Source organism: Runella aurantiaca, from assembly GCF_003339505.1.
Lineage (GTDB): Bacteria > Bacteroidota > Bacteroidia > Cytophagales > Spirosomataceae > Runella > Runella aurantiaca.
Map to the genome: position 1 here is coordinate 563,344 of NZ_QPIW01000001.1, position 19,759 is coordinate 583,102.

The following is a 19,759-nucleotide window of genomic DNA, read 5'->3' on the forward strand; positions in this document are numbered from 1 at the left end:
ACTTATTGCTTTTCACTTGTTAAAATTGATTCAGTAAAAATTGTTCAATTTATTCTTGTAAAGTCAATAGCAAGGTTAGCTACAAAAAAACACCTTTCTAATGACTCGTTTTAACTTCAAAGCTAAATTATACAAGGCATTCAAAGCGTGTTCCGGCGGAGTCGCGTGTATCGGATTGGCAGGGGCTTTGAGTTTATTTGCCCTGTTGTCAACCAACCAAAAGGACGGGCCTTCTCCCGCCAAAACGCCTGCCGAAGAGAAACTGACCTTTCAGCTCGAACCAGGATTTAAAATACAATTAGTGGCTGCCGAACCAATGATTCAGGCACCCGTGGTGGTTACTTTTGATGAAGACGGCCGGCTTTGGGTGGTCGAAATGAGGGGATTTATGCCCACCATCGACGGAGAAGGGGAGGAAAAACCCGTGGGGCGAATTTCGGTGCTCGAAGATAAAAACGGCGACGGAACGATGGACCACAGTACCGTTTTTTTGGATGGATTGGTGATGCCCCGGGCCATAGCGTTGGTCAAAGGCGGTGCGCTTGTGGCCGCCAATAATGCCCTTTGGTTGGCACAGGATTTGGACGGAAACCTAAAAGCGGAATCTAAAATACTCCTTGATTCAACCTACGCCCGCAATGGCTTGCCCGAACATACAGACAATGGGCTGATGCTCAACACTGACAACTGGATTTACAACGCCAAATCGCGCCTACGGTACCGGCTTGAAGACGGCAAATGGCGGCGCGATAGTACCGAGTTTCGGGGGCAATGGGGCATGAGCCACGATGACGAAGGCCGCCTTTACTATAATTATAACTGGTCGCAGTTGCACGGGGATTTGGTGCCGCCCAATTATCTTTCGCGCAATAAAAACCACACACCTACTACTGGTATTGACCACGGGTTTACGATTGACCGTCGGATTTATCCCATACGCCCCAATCCCGCCGTCAATCGGGGGTATATTCCTGGAACATTAGACGCTTCGGGACGATTGCTAGAGTTTACAGCCGCGTGTTCTCCGTTGGTGCTCAGGGGTGGTGTTTTCCCAAAAGAATACAACGGAAATGTATTTGTGTGTGAGCCTGCGGGAAATCTCATCAAACGCAATGCAGTAGACAAAACGGGTTTTATGGTATCGGCCCGCGACCCGCACCCGGGCAAAGAATTTCTGGCTTCGACCGACGAACGTTTTCGCCCCGTAGCTTTGACGACTGGACCCGACGGAGCCTTGTACGTGGCAGATATGTACCGAGGACTCATTCAGCACGGGGCCTACGTAACTCCCTATTTAAAAGAGCAAACCCTCACCCGAAAATTGGTGCAACCCATCAATCGGGGGCGTATTTGGCGGATCGTTCCAGCCGACTGGAAACCCACCAAGCCGCGTAAGTTATCGAAGGCATCTTCGGCGGAGTTGGTAGCAGCCCTGTCGCAACCCGACGGGTGGCAACGAGACATGGCGCAACGTTTGCTCGTTGAGCGAAATGATAAACAAAGCATTCCGTTATTGACCGATTTGGTGCTAAACGGAGCCAATCAATTAGGTCGTTTTCATGCTTTATGGACGCTCGAAGGCCTACATTCAACTTCTGCCGACCTTCTTTTTACATTATTAGGGGATAAAAATCCCCTTGTCAGCGCCAATGCGCTTCGTTTATTGGAGCCTTTTGCCAAAAGAGACGCGGCGGTGCGCGTGAAATTACAGCAAATTATCGGGCAGGTGGAGGAGAACGCGGCCCCCGAACAGGTACTTCAAATGGCCCTTTCTGCGTACGTTCTTGAACCCGACGCGGCTCAATCCTTGTTGGCGAGAATTTTAACAATAAATATCACTTTTCCGCTGGTGCGCGATGCAGTCATGAGTAGTTTATACAACCGTGAATTTGCCTTTTTAGCATCATTGTTGAAATCACCCCAATGGCAAACGTCGCAACCAGAGAAAGAAATATTTTTAGAAATGCTGACGACGGCGGTTGTTCGTAAACGGGATGCCAAGGAGATGACAGCGCTTTTAGCGATGCTAGATGTCGACAAAGCGTCGTTTGGGTGGCAGCAAAAAACGATGCTTACCGCGATGGTTATTCAGGGTAAAAACCGCAAACTTAAACCCATTCAACTTTCGTCGGCGCCTGCGTTGTTTGCCCGTACCGACTGGGAGCCTCTCCAAAAAACGCGACTGCAAACTGCTTCGGCGTTGTTTGAATGGCCCGGCCACGTAGCTCAGGCGAGCCAAGTTCAGCAGAGTTTATTGAATGATGAACAGCAGCAACAGTTTGCGCTGGGGCGTCAACATTATCTCACTACCTGCGCGGGTTGCCACGGCAGTGACGGGGCGGGACTTAGCCGTTTTGGGCCACCGCTGGTAGAATCTTCGTGGGTGTTGGGCGATGAAAAACGGCTGGCACTTATTGTATTGCACGGCATGGAAGGCCCACTTGATGTGGCAGGAAAACTTTACGATGTCCCTGATATTCTGCCCGTTATGCCTTCGCATTCTACGATGGACGATGGGGCCATTATGGCCATACTGATGTATATCCGCAATGAATGGGGCAACAATGCCGGGCCTGTAAGCAAGGGAATTGTTGGTAAAACTCGACACACTTCGCAAGGAAGAGTAGTGCCTTGGACGGCCAAAGAATTGAATCAGTATTTGGTGGATACAAAGTAGGAGGAGTGAGGAGCGAGAAGTTGAGATGGGAAAAGGAGGTAAGAAATCAGAAGTAAGAGTTAAGGGTTTTAAAATCCCTCGTCATTTACAAATCGTGACCAATAACAATGAAAAGACGTCAATTTATACAAAAGACTGCTTTGGGTTTCACGGCGCTTTCGTTGCCTGAATTTCCTTTGCCAATGGCCTCTACTCGTATGGGTATCGTGGTGCATTCGTACGCGAGCCGATGGAACTCAAAGGCTCAAAGTGCTAAATACCCAGGATTTCAAAATGCCGTTGATTTGCTGGAGCATTGCCATCAAATAGGCGCGGGGGGCATACAGGTGGTGGTAAAAGATTGGAGTCTTGATTTTGCCCAAAAGGTCCGTGACCGAAGGGAAAAATTAGGACTTTACGTAGAAGGCTCCATTGGTTTGCCAAAAAAGCCAGAAGATGTGGCTACGTTTGAGAATGAAGTAAAAAATGCCCGGGAAGCGGGCGCACAAATCCTGCGTACGGTCTGTTCGGGTGGGCGGCGCTATGAGGTGTTTCATTCGGCGGCGGCCTTTCAAGATTTTAAGAAAAGCTCGTTGGGGTCTCTGCAATTGGCCGAGCCGATTCTCCGCAAATACAAAGTCAAATTAGCGGTTGAAAACCACAAAGATTGGCGGGCGAAGGAACTGGTGACGGCGTTGAAGCAAATCAACAGCGAATGGATTGGCGCAACCTTAGATTTTGGCAACAACATTGCCTTGTTGGAAGACCCCACCGAAGTAGTGCAGGCGTTGGCTCCGTATCTTTTCAGTACGCACATCAAAGACATGGCCGTGGAAGAATACGCCGAAGGGTTTTTGTTGTCGGAAGTGCCGCTGGGGAAAGGTATATTGGATTTGCCCAAACTGGTAGGCATTTGTCAGCAACACAACCCCAATGTCACGTTCAGTTTAGAAATGATTACCCGCGACCCGCTGATGATTCCGTGTTTGAATTCGGATTATTGGGCCACGTTCGACGGGATTTCAGGGGCGGAATTTGCCCAAACGCTTCAGATGGTCAAAAAAAACAAGTATGCTTCGGCGTTGCCGAGGGTATCACAACTAACGCCCGAGGAGAGGCTGGCGGTGGAAGAAAATAATATATTGGAAAGTTTGAAATACAGTAAAGAAAAATTAGGCCTTAAATAACCGATAAAATTACCCCTGAATTGCACCCAAATGGATAGAGAAAAATTCCCCGGAATCAAACAATTTGACCTGACAGGAAAAGCCGCCATTATTACTGGAGGTTCGAAAGGACTAGGACAGGCGATGGCCGCTGGACTCGCCTCGGCGGGGGCCAACGTGATGATTGTCAACCGAAATGCAGAAGAAGGTGCTCAGACAGCCCTTGAAATTAGTCAGGAGTTTGGGGTCAAAGCCCTCTCTTTCAGCGCTGATACGACCGATTTGGCCCAAACCGAAGCCATGGCCAAAGCGGCGATGGACGCCTTTGGTCGTATTGATATTCTAATCAACAGTGCAGGCATCAATATTAGGGGAGCCATTGACGAAGTAACACCCGAAGATTTTAAAAAAGTAATGGATGTCAACGTCAACGGTACGTGGTTGTGCTGCCGGGCGGTGGTTCCGTACATGAAACAAAACAAGCGTGGCAGCATTATCAATATGGCCAGTACGTTGGGAATCGTGGGGCTGGCCAATCGTACACCTTATACTTCGAGCAAGGGCGCGGTGGTGCAAATGACCCGGGCGCTTGCGTTGGAGTTGGCGCCTTTCAATATCAATGTCAATGCCATTTGTCCGGGGCCATTTTTGACCGAAATGAATGTTCCGATTGCGGATACGGAAGAGTCTAAAAAATTTGTGGTGGGCGCAACGGCCTTGGGGCGTTGGGGGCTACTCCGTGAGATTCAAGGGGCGGCCATTTTTCTAGCGAGCGATGCCGCCACTTACATGGTAGGCTCCATGCTTACCGTGGATGGCGGCTGGACAGCACGATAAATAGAAAGTGCTCTCTTTCAATCACAGAAAGAGAGCACTTTTTTAACGTTTGATGATGCGTTTATGAATGGCGAAAACCTCAATCGTTATTCAATTACGACCTTAGTAGTCATCGTTTTCAAGCCTTTGCTTACCCTTAGTATATAAGTTCCTTTGTTTAAATGGGTGGCTTGAAACTCGTCTGCATTTTGATGGAACGGCAAGGCCCTACCCATGACATCAAATAATTCGACTTTCCCCTCTGTTAGCTCAGTGGGCAAACCCAGTCTAAACAGACCATTGTTGGGGTTGGGAAAAACACTGATTCCATTTTTTGATTCCTGTTGTTCGCTTCCCAGTACCACAGCAGGGGTGATATTGATAAACAAGGCTTCTGAGCGTTTACTGCATCCTCCGTTGAACACTTTTACCGCATAACTGCCCGAATCCTTCGCTTCATAGCTGATGCCCGTTGCCTCCTTAATATCTTCATTGTCTTTTTGCCATTGGTAGCTTAAATCTGTTCCTGTATTGGCCTCTAAAATTACGGAAAATACGCCCGCCGCAGGATTTGTCCCCACCAAAGGCGTAATCTTTGCAAGCCGCGCCTCCGGAAGCGGACTGAAAGTGACCTTGACTTCCTCGGAAGTGAGCGTACCGCAGGTCGCATCCTTTGCCACTACTTTATAACTGCCCGCCACAGAAGTACTTACAGATACATTGGAGCCCGCTGACGTTAATTCTTTGTTGTCTTTATGCCATTGATAATTCAATCCCTGCACTGGCTCAATACTTAGTTTAACGCTTTCGTTGGCGCAAGCCTGTGTTTTTGAGGCATTTATTTGCGGTTGGAGTGAGGCGCAGTCGAGCATCAAACGCACTATTCGCCCTTTATAGACTAGGAGAATTTCTTGGTCAGACACGGGGTAAATACTGCTGATGAGTTTCGGATCGATCTCTTTTGAGAGGATAAATGTCGTATCCAAAGAACCATCAGCATTTAATCTCAGGAATTCGGTATGGCCATCATCGCCGAACCTTCCAAAAACCAAGATTTTTTGGTCTTTTTGTTCATGGATAGTCAAGGGGAATGATACATGCAAAGCAGGTTTAAATGTACGGTCGGGAAGCCCGTCATGATTAAACCTTCCAAGTTTTTGATTGGTTACAATCAACAGTTTATTGTTAGCCTGAATCGCTTTTAAACCACTGGAGTAGTCTGTATCCGTTGAAATATGCTTAAAAGAAGTATCCAGTGTGCCATCGGCCAAAAGACGGGAAAAAATAGGTTTATCGTTCAATCTTTGTAAAATAAGAATTTTGCCATCCGGTAGTTGCCAGTAAGAAACAAAACTGTTTATCAATATAATCTGGTGAAAAATGTTTTGAGGATTTACCCTTTGGCCTTCATTGTTGATGATAAATCTTCCGTTTTCAGTGTTGGGATGAAGATTCCACTGTTTTACCAAAAATAAATTATTGGGCAAAGGAACCGTTGCTGCGCTGTCTCTTAGAAATCGGTTGTCGATACTGCCGTCGGCCCTGATGCGATAAGTATTGGAAAAATATTCAAAAATGCCGTTGCGCTCGGTTTCCCGATTGAGAATAAAAGAGCCGTCACTCAAAGGATAAACATCTTTGTTTTTAGCATAGGCAAATGCAATGTTGCTCGAACCGCCATAGTGTTGGAGCGTATCGAAAAAGCCCTGTGTATAGATGGCCGGCAGCGTAGGTTTTTTTGATGGGTACACAATTGTGCTATCAATACTTCCATCCTTATTGAGTCGATATAGATCAGCATTGAAATCATTCTGAATATCCACCAAAATTTGGTCATTTTTCAAAAGTGCTCGAACGCCATTTACTTTAGATTGGGCAAGACGGACATTTGATTTTTGTAGCACATTTCCTGAACCGTCAATCCAAACAAGGCCTTCTACATAATTGGACAGCAGGAATTGATCATTGGCGAGGGGCGTGAGAATATACCTGCCATAAATAGGCCGCAATGCACTGTCTTTTATCAATGGCTTGGCTTCATTGGTACTCGTAATGATTTTGTAAGGCATTTTCCGGTTGGGCTCAATGATATTGCCATCGGCCAGCAGAATAATATTTGAATACTCATCTGTTTCTGCCGTAGGGAAAGGGTTGCTTTTCTCCAAACTGCCGTCGGCACTAAAGATGAAATAGGAAAAGACATAACTGTTAGTGTTATAAGCCCACGTCCGGGCTTTGGCAAAAATTTTCCCATCAGGAAAAAAAGATACCTGCATTACCTGCCTATCGACGGTAGAAAAATCAGCCCCATTCTGTCGAAGGTTAAACTTCTTTTCTAATTGGCCATCCTTGCCATAAATCCTTATTTTAACGGTGTTATCTTGGACAATCCCCACCTGTATTTTATCATCGGATGCCAAGCTTGCATACCGATTGTTTGATTCACCCTCGTAAGTATCGCCCGGTTCTTTTTGGAAAAGAAAGGTATTATCCGGAGTTCCATCACTCAACAAGCGGAATAATCCCATCTTCCAGTTGAAGAGGATGATTTTTCCGTCTGATTGTATTGCGTAGTTGTCAACATAATAGGGGAACTGATTAGTATAAACAGTGTCTATCCCTTTGTTGTTGAAGCTGACTATTTTTAACATAACGCCCGAACTGCCTTTGTCTAAAACAGCTATCAGTCTTCCATCCGGAAATACTTTGAAAACAGGGTAGAGACCTATCTGCTGGATCAAGGTTGCTTGGAAAGTTTCATCATAACTACCATCCCTATTGAGTCGAAAGACGTTTCCCGATGCCGGCTTTTCGTTGATATAGTCAAATCGATTATCGTTGAAAACAATTATTTTGCCGTCGGGTAAAACAACAGGAGCGGTGAGATTGTACGTTCTGAGAAGTACCTGTTCTCCAATAAAATCGGGACTTTTGAAGTTAAGGTCCAATTCGTAAATTTTCTTTTTTTGCGCATACAACATTGTCATGATGCCCCAAACTAAATAGAATAAAATGGCTGTTTTTTTCATTGGATAAATTAAAATTCAATGGTTTAAAAAGTACTTATGTCGTACTTTTCGAATGAATAAAAGAGGAACACAATAGCATAGACGGGGGATGCAACAAAAGGGTTGTATGGTTTGGAGCGGACAAATTTCGTGAATGCAACCCTTGAAAAATGAGAAATTCAATAGTGTTTTGGTGATTTTGGCTGACTTTTATAAAAATAATCAACCTTTTTGCCGGTGCAGACAACCCAACGACTGGTTACTTTCGTCTATAGATTCAGCACCCTGCCATGTACCAAAAACAGCGGGTCAATTGTTTAAAAAGTTTTCACAATGTCATTGAAACGTTACATAGCAATCGGAATTTTAGGAGGACTTTGGTCTTGCGACGCGGTTGTCAATAAAGATACGATTATCCCTGAAGAGCCTCAGATACCGCAGGCCGTGGTGGAATCCGTTCGGGCCATCAATCCCAACATGTCTGATGTAAATCTTATCCGAATGGCCAACGGCGAATTATGGCAAGCTGATTTCCCGTCGGTCATGCACCGAAATTTACTGTTGATAGACGATAGCGGCGAAATTCTTTTCGAGAATCGGTTGGTTGGAAAACCTCAACAACTGCCGGTCGCTGTTCGGAACGAGGCCAATCGGATTGCGCAGGAAGGATTTATTGAATCGGCATCGGTGATTCAGCGGGATGCGCAAACACCGGCGGGCTTTTTGGTAGAGGTAAAAATGAAAGACGGTCAAATTAGAAAGCTTCGTTTTAACAGCAATAACGTGTTGGAAACCGATGTACCCGCCGCTTCTCCTGGTCGCACAACCAACCTTTATCTTACCACCACCGAGCAGATCAGGGAAGATGCGCGGATTCCCGCCCACATTCGTCAGTTCTTTGCCCAAAATCAATTTGCCGGGGCGCACGTAGTGGTGTATGTGTACGAAGACCAAACGGCCAAAATCGTATTGACCAACTACCAACTGACCAACAAATCCGTTACAAGTACTGAAATCCTGCTGGCGGCGGATGGCAAAGTGTTGGAATGGATTGCCCCGTTGGAAAAAGAAATAAGCTATGAAGTGACCGCCCAAAATGAGACCCCCGCTCAACTCAATGCTTTGATGACGACTCAGGCCCCCGGATGGACATGGGAATACAGCGTGAGAGAACGACAGTTTGGCAAAGAAGCCCAATGGACAACACGCGGAAAAAATGCCAGTCAGGAGCTTTTTCGGGCATTGGCAGATTACCGAACGGGCACCACATACGTACTCAAAACATCGGTCATCAGCGCCAATGATGTTCCCGTTGCTGTGCGACAATACCTTGACAGTCAATGGAGTGGATGGCAATGGAGTAAAGGCCGAAAGTTGCAGCAGACCGATAAAAATATCCCCGAAAAATATGTGGTTGAAGTGAAAATAAACGCAGATACCTACGTGGCTCTTTTTGATGGAAGCGGCAAATGGCTGTACCAATACAAAAAATCAGGGTAAGAGTGAAGTAAAATGTAGTTACAAATCAGCTATAGAGCATAAACGTTTACCATTTTGGCCGCATCTCAAAAAGAGATAGATTTAGTAAAAGCCTGTCAGCGCAACGACCGTCAGGCCCAAAACGCCTTTTACAATTTGTATAAAGGGCGTATGATGGGTATTTGTCGTCGTTATACGCGAACTGTTGCCGAAGCGGAAGATATTTTTCAGGAAGCTTTCCTGAAGATTTTCCAAAACATTGGCTCCCTGCAAAATCCCGAATCAGTAGCGTATTGGGTAAAATCGGCTGTGGTACGAACTGCCATTGATTACTACCGTCAACACCAACATGAGAGTGAACAGGTGAACTATGAGGCCATTTTGGAAGACTGGAGTGAAACTCCGAATGTATATGCTCAATTGACGCAGGAAGAAGTACTGAACGTGATCAATCAAATGCCTAATGGCTACCGTTTGGTGGCCAACCTGTATTATATTGATGGATATACCCACCGGGAAATTGCGGAGATGCTCGGCATTGCCGAAGGAACGTCAAAATCGCAGTTGGCCAGAGCGCGGGAAATCCTGAAACAAAAATTGAAAGCAATGGGCCTTTGGGCAATAACTTTATAGACCAATATGAAGGACGACGATGAGTTAAAGGAATTGTTGGGGGGAATGTTTAAGGATTTTGAGTCCGAACCCAACCCGCACGCTTGGCAACGTATTGAGGCAGGGTTGCTGACTGCCCCCCGAAATACTGTTTGGCCCAGAATCATTACGGGGGCCTTGATAGGAGTATTTTGTGCCGGTATCTGCCACGCACCGGTGCACAGTAAGTGGGCGCAGGGGATAACAAAAATACAGAATGGTGCTTCCGAACTTCAATCTCTAAAAATACCCAGTCAATTACAATTAGTTGTTAAACAAGGGGTTGAAAATGGTAAAATAGCTATAAATAAGCCAGCACGGGCATCGTTTACTGAAAAAACAACCGCTGCAAGTATTTTAACTGAGTCTGAAAAAGAACAAAATAACCTAATTCAGGCTTTGCCTGTGCCCGAAAAGACAACTTTTGCCGCGGTAGCAATGCCACATCGGTTTCAGCCCGAATTACTGAAAGGCAACGAAATGAAAGCACTGACGGTCATATCGGGAAGCCCACAGGTAAATGTGCTACAATCGCCCGTCAAATCTACTTCTGCAATCAAACTGTGGTCAATCAGTGTGATGCCTTTGGCCACTTATCAGCGCATGTATGTGTTGCCTGAAGCAACTGCGCAAATCCAGCAGATTCACTCAGAACATCCTTTAAATGGCAGCCGAACTGGTTTGCGCATTGGGACGGAATTGACGTTATTGCATGACCGTTCAGCTTGGCGTTTGGGGCTGAGTTATACGCAGATGCGTCAGCGAATGCAATATACTTTGAGTACCAACGAATACAAACTAAGCACGCTCACCCCTCAACCAACAGTGAGCTGGCAAACAGAGCAGGCAGAAGAAATGAGAGAATGGCATTTGGCAGGAATTCGTGCCGACCGTCAATACCAATTGGCCGCCAATGGCCGACAAAGGTATTTTGTAAGCTTTGGTACCGAAGCAGCGATGGAGATGGCCGAATGGCAACCTTATGTGTGGGGGCATATCTCGGTAGGCATGCAGAAATTGCTTACCCCTCGGGTTTGGATGACGGTAGAGCCAACGGCCTCGTACAGCGTATTAAGCAAAACCACGGCAAACGGCTTATTGCGCGTCAATCCGTACAATTTCGGTTTGAAAGTAAGTTTGGGAATTATGCCATAAATCAGAGAACAGCAATGAAAAAATTATTGTTTTTATGGACACTCAGCGGTTGGGGCGCGTGTGTACAGGCGCAATTAATCTCCAATAAACTGTGGGAGAAACCAGTCGGCACTTCGTTGAATGGTGAACTGGCCATTGGGTGGCCTTTTAGTCATCAAACGCCCAATGGTTCAATCATGTTTAGTTTTCCGTATCGACAATGTGTCCTCAAATGCAGTACAACGGTCGTGAATCGGACCATTTTTGTGGATAGTACTTTTAAAAAGGATAACCGCTACTTACTGAATAATAATTTTGATTATCAGCCTTTTATCAATGGATATTTTGTAGAAACTGGGAACATCACTGAGCCTCAAACCAATAAAATTTATTATACCACAATCATTTATGACCCCAACAGCGATGTAAAAACCGTTTTTAAACGTGCCGAAAACCCTCTGAAGGTGGGGGCACTGACGCCCAATTCCAACGGAGAATTCCTGATTTCGTTGCATGAAAATGGGGCTTTTATCCCCGACAGCATCGTAAGTGTTGGCAGAAATGGGCAAGTAGCGTGGAAATATGCGATGCGTTCAGAGTTGTTTCGTTGGCAGGATTCTACGTATAAACCCATGGCATCTGATGTGCCTTTTTTGGGGAATGATAAGACTGCGGCCTACATTGCTAAGAAAGAAATTCGTTCTAAAACAGACTTTTCTCTCCTTTTGGCTGCCGCCAAAAATCTCGTGTTGGTAGATAGTACCGGGCGCGAAAAATGGAGTGTTTTGGCCGATTCAAGCGTTTATGCGACCAAAATTGTGGGTCAGGATGCACAATCTCGCCTCGTAGTGTTGACGGTAAAAGATTCGACGGGAAGTCTTCTCAAATTTGATAGGGAAGGAAAAAAAGCCGAGACGCTTTCCCTTAAATTACCGCCTTTCTATAACCTCAATAACGTTGCCTTCCAAAGCACGCCTGACAACGGTTTTTTGCTTTTTCGTAAAAACTATGCCCTTCCGGAACTCATCAAATTTGATAGTACTGGCCAGTTAAAATGGCGGTTTTCTGGCCCCGCCTATTTGAACAAATTAAAGGTTTATTCCAACGGTAGAATCCTGGGTTATACGCATTACTACAACGATTATAAACTGTTTTTGCTGACACCGAGTGGAAGCCCAATTTTCTCCGATAAAATCATTCATTTTGTCGAAAATAATCAGGGATGGATTTATTTTACCACGCCCCAGAAAGTCTACGCGGTCAATCCCGAAGGGGAACTCGCTTGGACGGTAGAACGGCCTACTTCTTATGCCATTTTAAGTTTTGACCGTGACGGAGCGCTGCTTTTGACCGAAACCATTTCTGAGAAGAATGCAAATGCGGCCAGCTTTTTGAAATTGGCTGGTTTGGATGTGGTCAACACGTACCGTATTTCAAAATTTTCAACGACTGGGCGGTTGATTTGGGCGTTGCCTGTTAAGCTACCAGTACAAGACCCCACCCGGCAGGCTCGTATGCTGGCGGGTACGTATCCCTCCAACGACCAGAAAGGCGAATACCTGATTGCCCAACTATTGGTTACCCTGAATCCAGATGCGACGATGGGCAATTGGGATAACTTTTCGCACGTCACCTCCGTCACTAAAATCACACGGCCCTGCTACGAGAATCTTACTGCCACGCTTCAATCGACGGCATCGGCCCTTTGCGAAGGACAAAAGTTGCCTTTGATTGCGAATCCCGATTCTCTCCAATTTTTATCCTACCAATGGCAGCGCAATGGGCAAATCCTACCCGATGCCTCCCAGTCTACTTTGGATGCCTCCGCGACGGGAACCTACCGCGTTTTGGTACGGGATACGGTCTGCGCTGTGTCATCTTTATCACCTGTCGTTGAAATAAAACCTGCCGTGGAAGCCGTCGTTACACCAGAAGTGACTGGACCAATTTATGCCCCACTAAAGGCCAGATTGAAGGCCAACGAAGGGGCTGGGTTAACGTATCAATGGTTGAAGGATGGAATAGAAATTATGGGAGAAACCAGCTCAATGTATGAAGCGGGAGAAAACGGAAACTACGCCGTAAGAGTGACCAAAGACGGCTGTCGTAATACTTCCCAAACCTTGGGAGTTACGATTTTACAACCGCTTAGTGTAGAACCTACGTTGACTGATTTGGTAAATGTTTACCCCAATCCCACGAATGGCAGGTTTCAATTGACGCTACCGCCGCAGAGCCAGCAGGTTGTAGTAGAGATGCTTGACGCCACAGGCCGTTCATGGCCTTTGCAGGGGCGTGCTGGGTATTATCAAGCAGAGGCTACTCCCGGTTTGTATTGGATACGGGTAAAAGTTGGCAATGAGGAGATTAAAAAACGATTAATCATCATTCATTGAGATAAGTTACTGAAAAAATATACCTTTTTGTTAGTTATTTGGGGGCTGATTCGAAAGATTCAGCTCTTTTTGTTTTATTCGCAATATGAAAAACCCTGTGCCCTAAACCTTTAACTTTTTATTGCAATGGCTGACCGAATAGGTGGTTATCGTATTGGCAAAATGCCAGACGATGTAACCCAAAAGAAAATCAAAAAAAATCTTAATCTCCCGCCCAAAGTCGACTTGCGAAAATTTATGACTTCGGTCGAAATGCAGGTGGGAAACAGTTGCGTAGCTAACTCCTTTGCGGGAGCATACGAGTATTTGGCCAAGCGTACCCTCGGCGATTCTTCGGATGTAAGTCGCTTGTTTATTTATTATAATGCTCGGTATTTTGCGGGTGAACAAGACGAAGACAATGGCTCAATGATGGTCAATGCCATCGAAGGACTAAAAGAATACGGTGCTTGCTCCGAAGATTATTGGCCCAACGACAATGACCGGATTACGGAAGAACCCGATGAGGATTCCTACAATCACGGTTCTAATTTTAGAATTGTGGAGGCCGAATTTATCAAAACCGACCTAGACCTCTGGCGGCAAACCTTGGCCGAAGGGTATCCGATTGCGTTTGCGCTCAATACCTTTAAGTCTTTTGATAGTGCAAATCGCAACAAAGGCCGTGTAATCATGCCCAGAGCTTCGGACGAGGTTCGGGAAACGCACGGTTGGCACGCCATGCTTTGTGTGGGTTATTCAGACCCTGATAAAATGTTTATCGTCCGTAATTCATGGGGCGAAAGATGGGGCGACGGTGGTTATTGCTACATTCCGTACGATTATGTCATGCACGAAGATTACAACGGACACGATTCTTGGATTGTCAAAGCAGTAGAAAATTTGGATTTCAGCGAGGATATTTCCGATGAAAGCGAAGAATCCAATTTCTACGATGAAGACCGGACCTACCTGACGGATTTCTACATTCAAGTCGAAGACCCCGAAGATTTTGCGGTTCAACTAGAAGCCCTTTGTCAGGAATACGTGAGCGAAGAAGATGAGTTTTATTTTGACTACGAAACCATCGAAGATGAGGACGGGGTAGAGTACCTCGAAATCACCAACTTTGAAATTCTGACGGATGTATACGAAGATTTCTTGGCAGATTTGGACGCACTCTGCGACGAATACGCCATCGACGGAGATTATGAGTACGCGCTAGTTGGGGCGGAAGAAGAGGAAGAAGACGAATAGTTCACACATTGACAAGGGTTGGTTGAGACTTTAGTTTGTCATTTTGTGGTTATTTATATAATTTTAAGGAGATTTGTTTGTGATTTCGCTTTATCAAACCAACCTTTTTACAATTATGAGAACCATTGATGCTTGGCTGAATGAATACGGCGAAAGCCATCAGAATCCTACCAATAAACTGGTGCACTGGATTTGTGTACCTGCCATTTTTTTTAGCGTGGTAGGATTGCTTTATAGTATTAAACTGCCCATTTTGATTGCCGAAAATCTACCGCTCAATGTAGCAATGCTCGTACTGGCATTGGTGACGATTTATTACATACGCCTATCGGTTACCTTAGCGGTTGGTTTGATTCTGTTTACGAGTTTGTGCCTTTTTCTAGCCCAACAGGTTGAAAATCAAGGTTGGACGCTGTGGCAGGTTTCGTTGGGCATTTTTGTGATTGCTTGGATTGGTCAATTTTGGGGGCATAAAGTGGAAGGGAAAAAGCCTTCTTTTTTTAAAGATTTACAATTTTTGATGATTGGCCCCGCGTGGCTGATGCACTTTATCTACAAAAAAGCGGGAATACCTTATTGATAGTTCTATCTCAAATTTGGGGGTAATCGGTACAATGCCGATTACCTTTTTTGTTTTCCTGAACCTAAAATACCAACTGATTGACCCTGCCTTATGAACGCCTTTGAACGCCAAAAAAAAATATACTTTGAAGGAGCCTCAGGAATCGTGTCTTCTATTCCCGTTGACGCTCAGGGGTTGGAAAACAAAGCGATAAAAGCCTTGTCGCCGCAGGCGGCGGCGTATATTGTGGGGGGAGCGGGCCACGGGGATACCATGCGCCAAAATCGTCGGGCGTTTGAGCGGTGGCGCATCATTCCACGTATGTTGCGCGATGTGTCGGCGCGGGATACGAGCATTGAATTATTCGGTAAAAAACATCCTTATCCCCTATTATTGGCTCCCATTGGTGTGCTGGAAATGGCGCATCCAGCGGCAGATTTGGCCGTAGCCAAAGCCGCCGCTGCCACGGGCATACCCTATATTTTTTCCAATCAGGCATCGGTACCTATGGAAGTCTGCGCGGCGGCAATGGGCGACCAAACGCGGTGGTTTCAGTTGTATTGGAGCAAGTCGGATGAATTGGTGGCGAGTTTTGTTCGGCGCGCCGAAAGTTCTGGTTGTGAAGCAATTGTGGTCACTTTGGATACGACCCTTCTGGGCTGGCGCACCCAAGATTTGGAGTTGGCGTATCTGCCTTTTCTGCGTGGAATGGGCATTGCCCAATATACTTCCGACCCCGTTTTTCGGCGATTGTTGGAAGAGCCAGACCCAGCACCTGCGCCCAAACCCAAGATAACGTACGACGCCATACGCACTTTGTGGAACGTTGTCCGACATTATCCGGGGAGCTTTTTAGAAAATGCCAAATCGGGCAATCCGCGCAAGGCGGTCAAAAAATTTATTGATATTTATACGCGCCCTTCGCTCACGTGGGAAAACCTGGCCTATCTGCGCTCGATAACTAAACTGCCCATTTTGCTCAAAGGTATTCTTCATCCCGACGACGCCCTCAAAGCCTTGGATCATGGTATCAACGGTTTGGTCATTTCCAACCACGGTGGCCGCCAAGTGGACGGGGCCGTGGGCACGATGGATATGTTGCCGCGCATCGCCGAAGTCGTCCAAGGTCGAATTCCTTTGCTGTTGGACAGTGGCGTGCGCGGCGGGGCCGATATTTTTAAGGCTTTGGCGCTCGGCGCTACTGCCGTTTGTTTGGGGCGGCCTTACGTGTACGGGTTGGCTTTGGGGGGCAGCGAAGGCGTACAACAAGTTCTTGCCAATTATCTCGCAGATTTTGATTTGACAATGGCATTGGCGGGTTGCCGCTCCATTGATGAAATTGGGCCAGAAAGCGTGATTGAAACGTAAAATTAAAACCGAAAAACCGTAGAATTTTAAACTGGAAACGCAATGTAAAAGTATCTTCATTTACTTCTTTTTCAGCGCCAGTGCTGATACTAGCGTCATGAGTAAACCTACTGGAAACGGCTCCATGAAGGTGACGGCAAAATTGTAAAATGGGTTTTGATACTGGGCGTTGGCCTTGGCAATTTCGGTGGCTTGTTGGGCGATTTCAGCCGCACTTTTACCGTCTTCTTTCATTTTTTGGAGATGATAGGCCCCAAAATCTTCCATGAAAGTAGGAAAGAAATTGAAGTAAAAAATCAACCATGTAATTGCGTAACAAACGCAAGAAATGACCGTCACTGAAATGCCGATTTGAAAGGCTTTTCCAAACGTAATTCGTCCTTCGCTGTGTTGGTCGCGGTATGATTTGATGCCGAAATAAACCAACGTTAAAGAGAGAATAATGGATGTAAATCCAAACCAAACGCCGTAATCCGCGAAGGTTTTAAACCCAATGGCCCGGCCAATGGTGGTTAATAAAACCAGTAAAACGGAAGAAACAGCGCCCGAAATAAGCCCGAACCGAATAATTGTCTTTTGCATAATTGGCAGTTTTGAAAAGGTGAATGCTAAACGGGGCGATTGTTGTAAACCCTGAGCAAAAGTAAGGTAGAAGCCAAGAACGAACGGTCATACTTTTGGGTGATTTTTCAGAAATGGCCTTAAATCATTCTTTAGTTTACCCTTAATATTCCCAATTCTTTGGCGCGGTTGATGGCTTTGGTGCGGCTGTTTACGTCCAACTTTTCAAACAAGCGTGCAGAATGTGTTTTGACGGTGTTGAGCGATACAAACAGTTTATCCGCAATTTCTTGATTGGTCAATCCCTGCGTAATCAATTCCAACACTTCCAACTCCCGTTTGCTGATTCCCAATTCCTTGATTTTATTTTCATCAAACGCGGGCGGTACCTGAACAATGATGGGAGCGGGGGCTTTGTGGGTGAATTTAAGCCCCGCCCAAATCCCGATTCCCATGAATAAGACCGCAATCAATCCCCCGTATATTTCAAAAATGTGCATTCGCACCAAAAACTGGTACTCGATGAGTTTGAGCACAATCAGCAGGAGACCCAATCCAAGCCCGTACAAAAAATACGTTTTTCTCATTCCTTCAAAAAAACAAATGACTGTGGTGGCATGACTTTTTCTCAAAATTGATTAAAATTGACAAACAACTCAATTCCTTCTCCATTATTCGCATGAAATTAGCTCATCAAACCGCCATTATTACCGGCTCTAGTTCGGGAATTGGCCGTGCCATTGCCGTTGCCTTCGGAAAAGAAGGTGCCAACGTGATTGTCAATTACAACAGCAGTCGGGCAAAAGCCTTGGAGGTTGTCAAACAAATAAAAGCCGAAGGCGGCGATGCCATCGCGGTCAAAGCCAATGTGGGCAAAGAAGCCGACGTGCTCAAAATGTTTGAAAAGGCCATTGAAGCATTTGGCCAAGTGGATATTTTAGTGGCCAACAGCGGAATTCAGGACGATGCTCCTTTCCTGAACATGACCCTTGACCAATGGAACAACGTCATAAATACCAATCTGACGGGCCAGTTTTTGTGCGCCCGCGAAGCCGCCCGACATTTTGTGGCTCAAGCGGAAGGAAAAACCACCACGGGAGCGATTGGCAAAATTATCTGCATGAGTTCGGTACACGACATGATTCCGTGGGCGGGCCACATCAACTACGCCGCCTCAAAAGGAGGAGTGTTGATGTTTATGAAATCCATTGCGCAGGAGCTTGCACCGCTCAAAATCCGCGTTAACGCTATCAGTCCAGGGGCTATTCAGACGCCCATCAACAAAAGTGTGTGGTCGTCGGAGCAAAACATGAAAGAATTAATGAATCTTATTCCGTACCGTCGCATTGGCCAACCCGAAGACGTGGCGAAGGCCGCTATTTGGCTGGCCTCCGACGATTCTGATTATATCACGGGAGAAACCCTCTACGTAGATGGTGGCATGATGCTCTATCCTGAGTTTTCGGACAACGGCTGATAAAACAGTGGTGCAGGTTGTAGGAGCGTGGTGCAGGTTGTAGGAGCGTGGTGCAGGTTGCTCACAACCTGCACCACGCTGCTCATTTATCCTTCAAAATTCATCGTTTTTCCCAATCGACTGCTCTCTATAGCCAACTCCATCACGCGGGTGGTATTACGAGCGTGTTGCGGCTTCACAATCAGATCTTTGCCTTCGGCAATGGCTTCATAGATGTTGTCATAAAAAGGAGTGTAGTGGCCGGGTAGCGTTTGAACCGTTGCTTTCCCTGCTTCGGTGTAAATCGTTCCCCACTGGTTTTCTGGTTCTTCTCCCCAGTTTTCGGTGTTGGGTAGAATGTTTTTTCGCAATGTATCTTCTTGAATGTCAAGCCCGTATTTGATAAAACTCCCCTTTGTCCCGTGAATGACATAGCGTAAGTTATTTTCAAAAACCATTAAACTAGCTTTGAGAATGACGCTTTTGTCGGCATAATCCATCCGGATGTCAAAATAATCGTCGGTTTCTCCACCTGAGCGAACGATTTTGATGGTGGCGGTTACTTTTTGGGGAGTGCCAAACAACACCAATGCCTGGTCAATCAGGTGAGGCCCTAAATTGTACAGCGTCCCAGCCCCTGCGGCGGCTACTTCTTTCCATGTACCCTGCGCTACTTCGGGGCGAAAACGGTCAAAATGTCCTTCAAATTCAATCACTTCTCCCAAGGTTCCGTCGTTGAGCAGTTTTTGGATGGTCAAAAAATCAGCATCCCAACGGCGGTTTTGATAGGCGGTTACCACCCGTTTTTTCTGTTCGGCCAGCGCAATCAGTTCATCGGCTTCGGCGGTTGTGTTGGTGAATGGTTTTTCAATGACTACGTGTTTGCCCGCTTCCAAAGCGGCCTTGGCGTAGGGAAAATGGAGGTCGTTGGGGGTACAGACAAACACAACGTCGATGGAATCGTCGGCCAAAAGGGCTTCGGCGCTGCTGATGACCTCAATGGAAGGGTCGAATTCGTGCACCGAGGCGGCGTTGCGCGTTACCACTTTGGTCAATTTGAAATGAGGGTTGACTTTCAAAAACGGTGCGTGAAAATAACGCCCCGATAGCCCGAAGCCAATTAAACCAACATTTAAAGGAGTAGACATAATAACAGGTTTTGAGTAACGTAAGGGGGTCTAAAACAGATTTGCAAATAACGAAAGCATTCTCCAAAAATGAAGGGTAAATCTTTCAAAAGTTACTGTATCGGTAGCTTCTTTTTTTAGGG

15 protein-coding genes are annotated in these 19,759 nt (G+C 46.1%); 11 read left to right on the forward strand and 4 right to left on the reverse strand.

Annotated elements, in window-relative coordinates; genetic code table 11:
• Nucleotides 1-100: 100 nt before the first annotated feature.
• The 3 genes from DVG78_RS02475 (at nt 101) to DVG78_RS02485 (ending at nt 4,659) form a co-directional block, all read left to right on the forward strand.
• Nucleotides 101-2,677 (forward strand): DUF7133 domain-containing protein, encoded by a 2,577-nt coding sequence (locus DVG78_RS02475; protein ID WP_114459470.1) that lies wholly within the window; start codon nt 101-103, stop codon nt 2,675-2,677.
• Between the two features lie 107 nt (nt 2,678-2,784).
• The gene (locus DVG78_RS02480; RefSeq protein WP_114459471.1) at nt 2,785-3,843 is read left to right on the forward strand and encodes a sugar phosphate isomerase/epimerase family protein; all 1,059 of its coding nucleotides are present in this window, start codon (nt 2,785-2,787) and stop codon (nt 3,841-3,843) included.
• 30 nt (nt 3,844-3,873) lie between these two features.
• Nucleotides 3,874-4,659 carry an SDR family NAD(P)-dependent oxidoreductase gene (locus DVG78_RS02485; protein WP_114459472.1) on the forward strand — a complete coding sequence of 262 codons (786 nt, stop codon included), beginning with the start codon at nt 3,874-3,876 and terminating at the stop codon, nt 4,657-4,659.
• A gap of 86 nt (nt 4,660-4,745) precedes the next feature.
• Here the strand turns inward: DVG78_RS02485 and DVG78_RS02490 are convergent, their stop codons facing one another.
• Nucleotides 4,746-7,667: a T9SS type A sorting domain-containing protein gene (locus DVG78_RS02490; RefSeq protein WP_114459473.1), complete on the reverse strand. Its 2,922-nt coding sequence runs from the start codon at nt 7,665-7,667 to the stop codon at nt 4,746-4,748.
• Nucleotides 7,668-7,979: 312 nt separating this feature from the next.
• Between DVG78_RS02490 and DVG78_RS02495 the strand changes: the two genes are divergently transcribed.
• From DVG78_RS02495 to DVG78_RS02520, 7 genes are all read left to right on the forward strand, one after another.
• Complete coding sequence (locus DVG78_RS02495; protein WP_114459474.1) at nt 7,980-9,146, forward strand: hypothetical protein; 1,167 nt, start codon at nt 7,980-7,982, stop codon at nt 9,144-9,146.
• A 54-nt stretch (nt 9,147-9,200) separates the two neighbouring features.
• Nucleotides 9,201-9,758, forward strand: coding sequence for an RNA polymerase sigma factor (locus DVG78_RS02500; protein WP_229598109.1), 558 nt, complete (start codon nt 9,201-9,203; stop codon nt 9,756-9,758).
• Between the two features lie 6 nt (nt 9,759-9,764).
• On the forward strand, nt 9,765-10,931 hold the full coding sequence (locus tag DVG78_RS29985) for a hypothetical protein (RefSeq protein WP_158549950.1): 1,167 nt from the start codon (nt 9,765-9,767) through the stop codon (nt 10,929-10,931).
• A 14-nt stretch (nt 10,932-10,945) separates the two neighbouring features.
• Nucleotides 10,946-13,306 carry a T9SS type A sorting domain-containing protein gene (locus tag DVG78_RS02505; protein WP_158549951.1) on the forward strand — a complete coding sequence of 787 codons (2,361 nt, stop codon included), beginning with the start codon at nt 10,946-10,948 and terminating at the stop codon, nt 13,304-13,306.
• 126 nt (nt 13,307-13,432) lie between these two features.
• A complete protein-coding gene (locus tag DVG78_RS02510; protein WP_114459476.1) occupies nt 13,433-14,542 on the forward strand; it encodes a C1 family peptidase in 1,110 nt (369 codons plus the stop codon).
• Between the two features lie 115 nt (nt 14,543-14,657).
• Nucleotides 14,658-15,122, forward strand: coding sequence for an Mpo1 family 2-hydroxy fatty acid dioxygenase (locus DVG78_RS02515; protein ID WP_114459615.1), 465 nt, complete (start codon nt 14,658-14,660; stop codon nt 15,120-15,122).
• A gap of 93 nt (nt 15,123-15,215) precedes the next feature.
• Nucleotides 15,216-16,472 (forward strand): lactate 2-monooxygenase, encoded by a 1,257-nt coding sequence (locus DVG78_RS02520; RefSeq protein ID WP_114459477.1) that lies wholly within the window; start codon nt 15,216-15,218, stop codon nt 16,470-16,472.
• Nucleotides 16,473-16,532: 60 nt separating this feature from the next.
• Here DVG78_RS02520 and DVG78_RS02525 read toward each other — a convergent pair whose 3' ends face one another.
• Together DVG78_RS02525 and DVG78_RS02530 are read right to left on the reverse strand one after the other, a co-directional pair.
• Entirely contained in the window at nt 16,533-17,054 is a 522-nt protein-coding gene (locus tag DVG78_RS02525) for a DUF4199 domain-containing protein (protein WP_114459478.1), read from the reverse strand.
• Between the two features lie 131 nt (nt 17,055-17,185).
• Nucleotides 17,186-17,620 carry a response regulator transcription factor gene (locus DVG78_RS02530; RefSeq protein ID WP_114459616.1) on the reverse strand — a complete coding sequence of 145 codons (435 nt, stop codon included), beginning with the start codon at nt 17,618-17,620 and terminating at the stop codon, nt 17,186-17,188.
• 92 nt (nt 17,621-17,712) lie between these two features.
• Between DVG78_RS02530 and DVG78_RS02535 the strand changes: the two genes are divergently transcribed.
• Nucleotides 17,713-18,510 (forward strand): SDR family oxidoreductase, encoded by a 798-nt coding sequence (locus DVG78_RS02535; RefSeq protein WP_114459617.1) that lies wholly within the window; start codon nt 17,713-17,715, stop codon nt 18,508-18,510.
• Between the two features lie 86 nt (nt 18,511-18,596).
• Here DVG78_RS02535 and DVG78_RS02540 read toward each other — a convergent pair whose 3' ends face one another.
• Entirely contained in the window at nt 18,597-19,637 is a 1,041-nt protein-coding gene (locus tag DVG78_RS02540; RefSeq protein ID WP_199563182.1) for an oxidoreductase, read from the reverse strand.
• Nucleotides 19,638-19,759 lie beyond the last annotated feature (122 nt).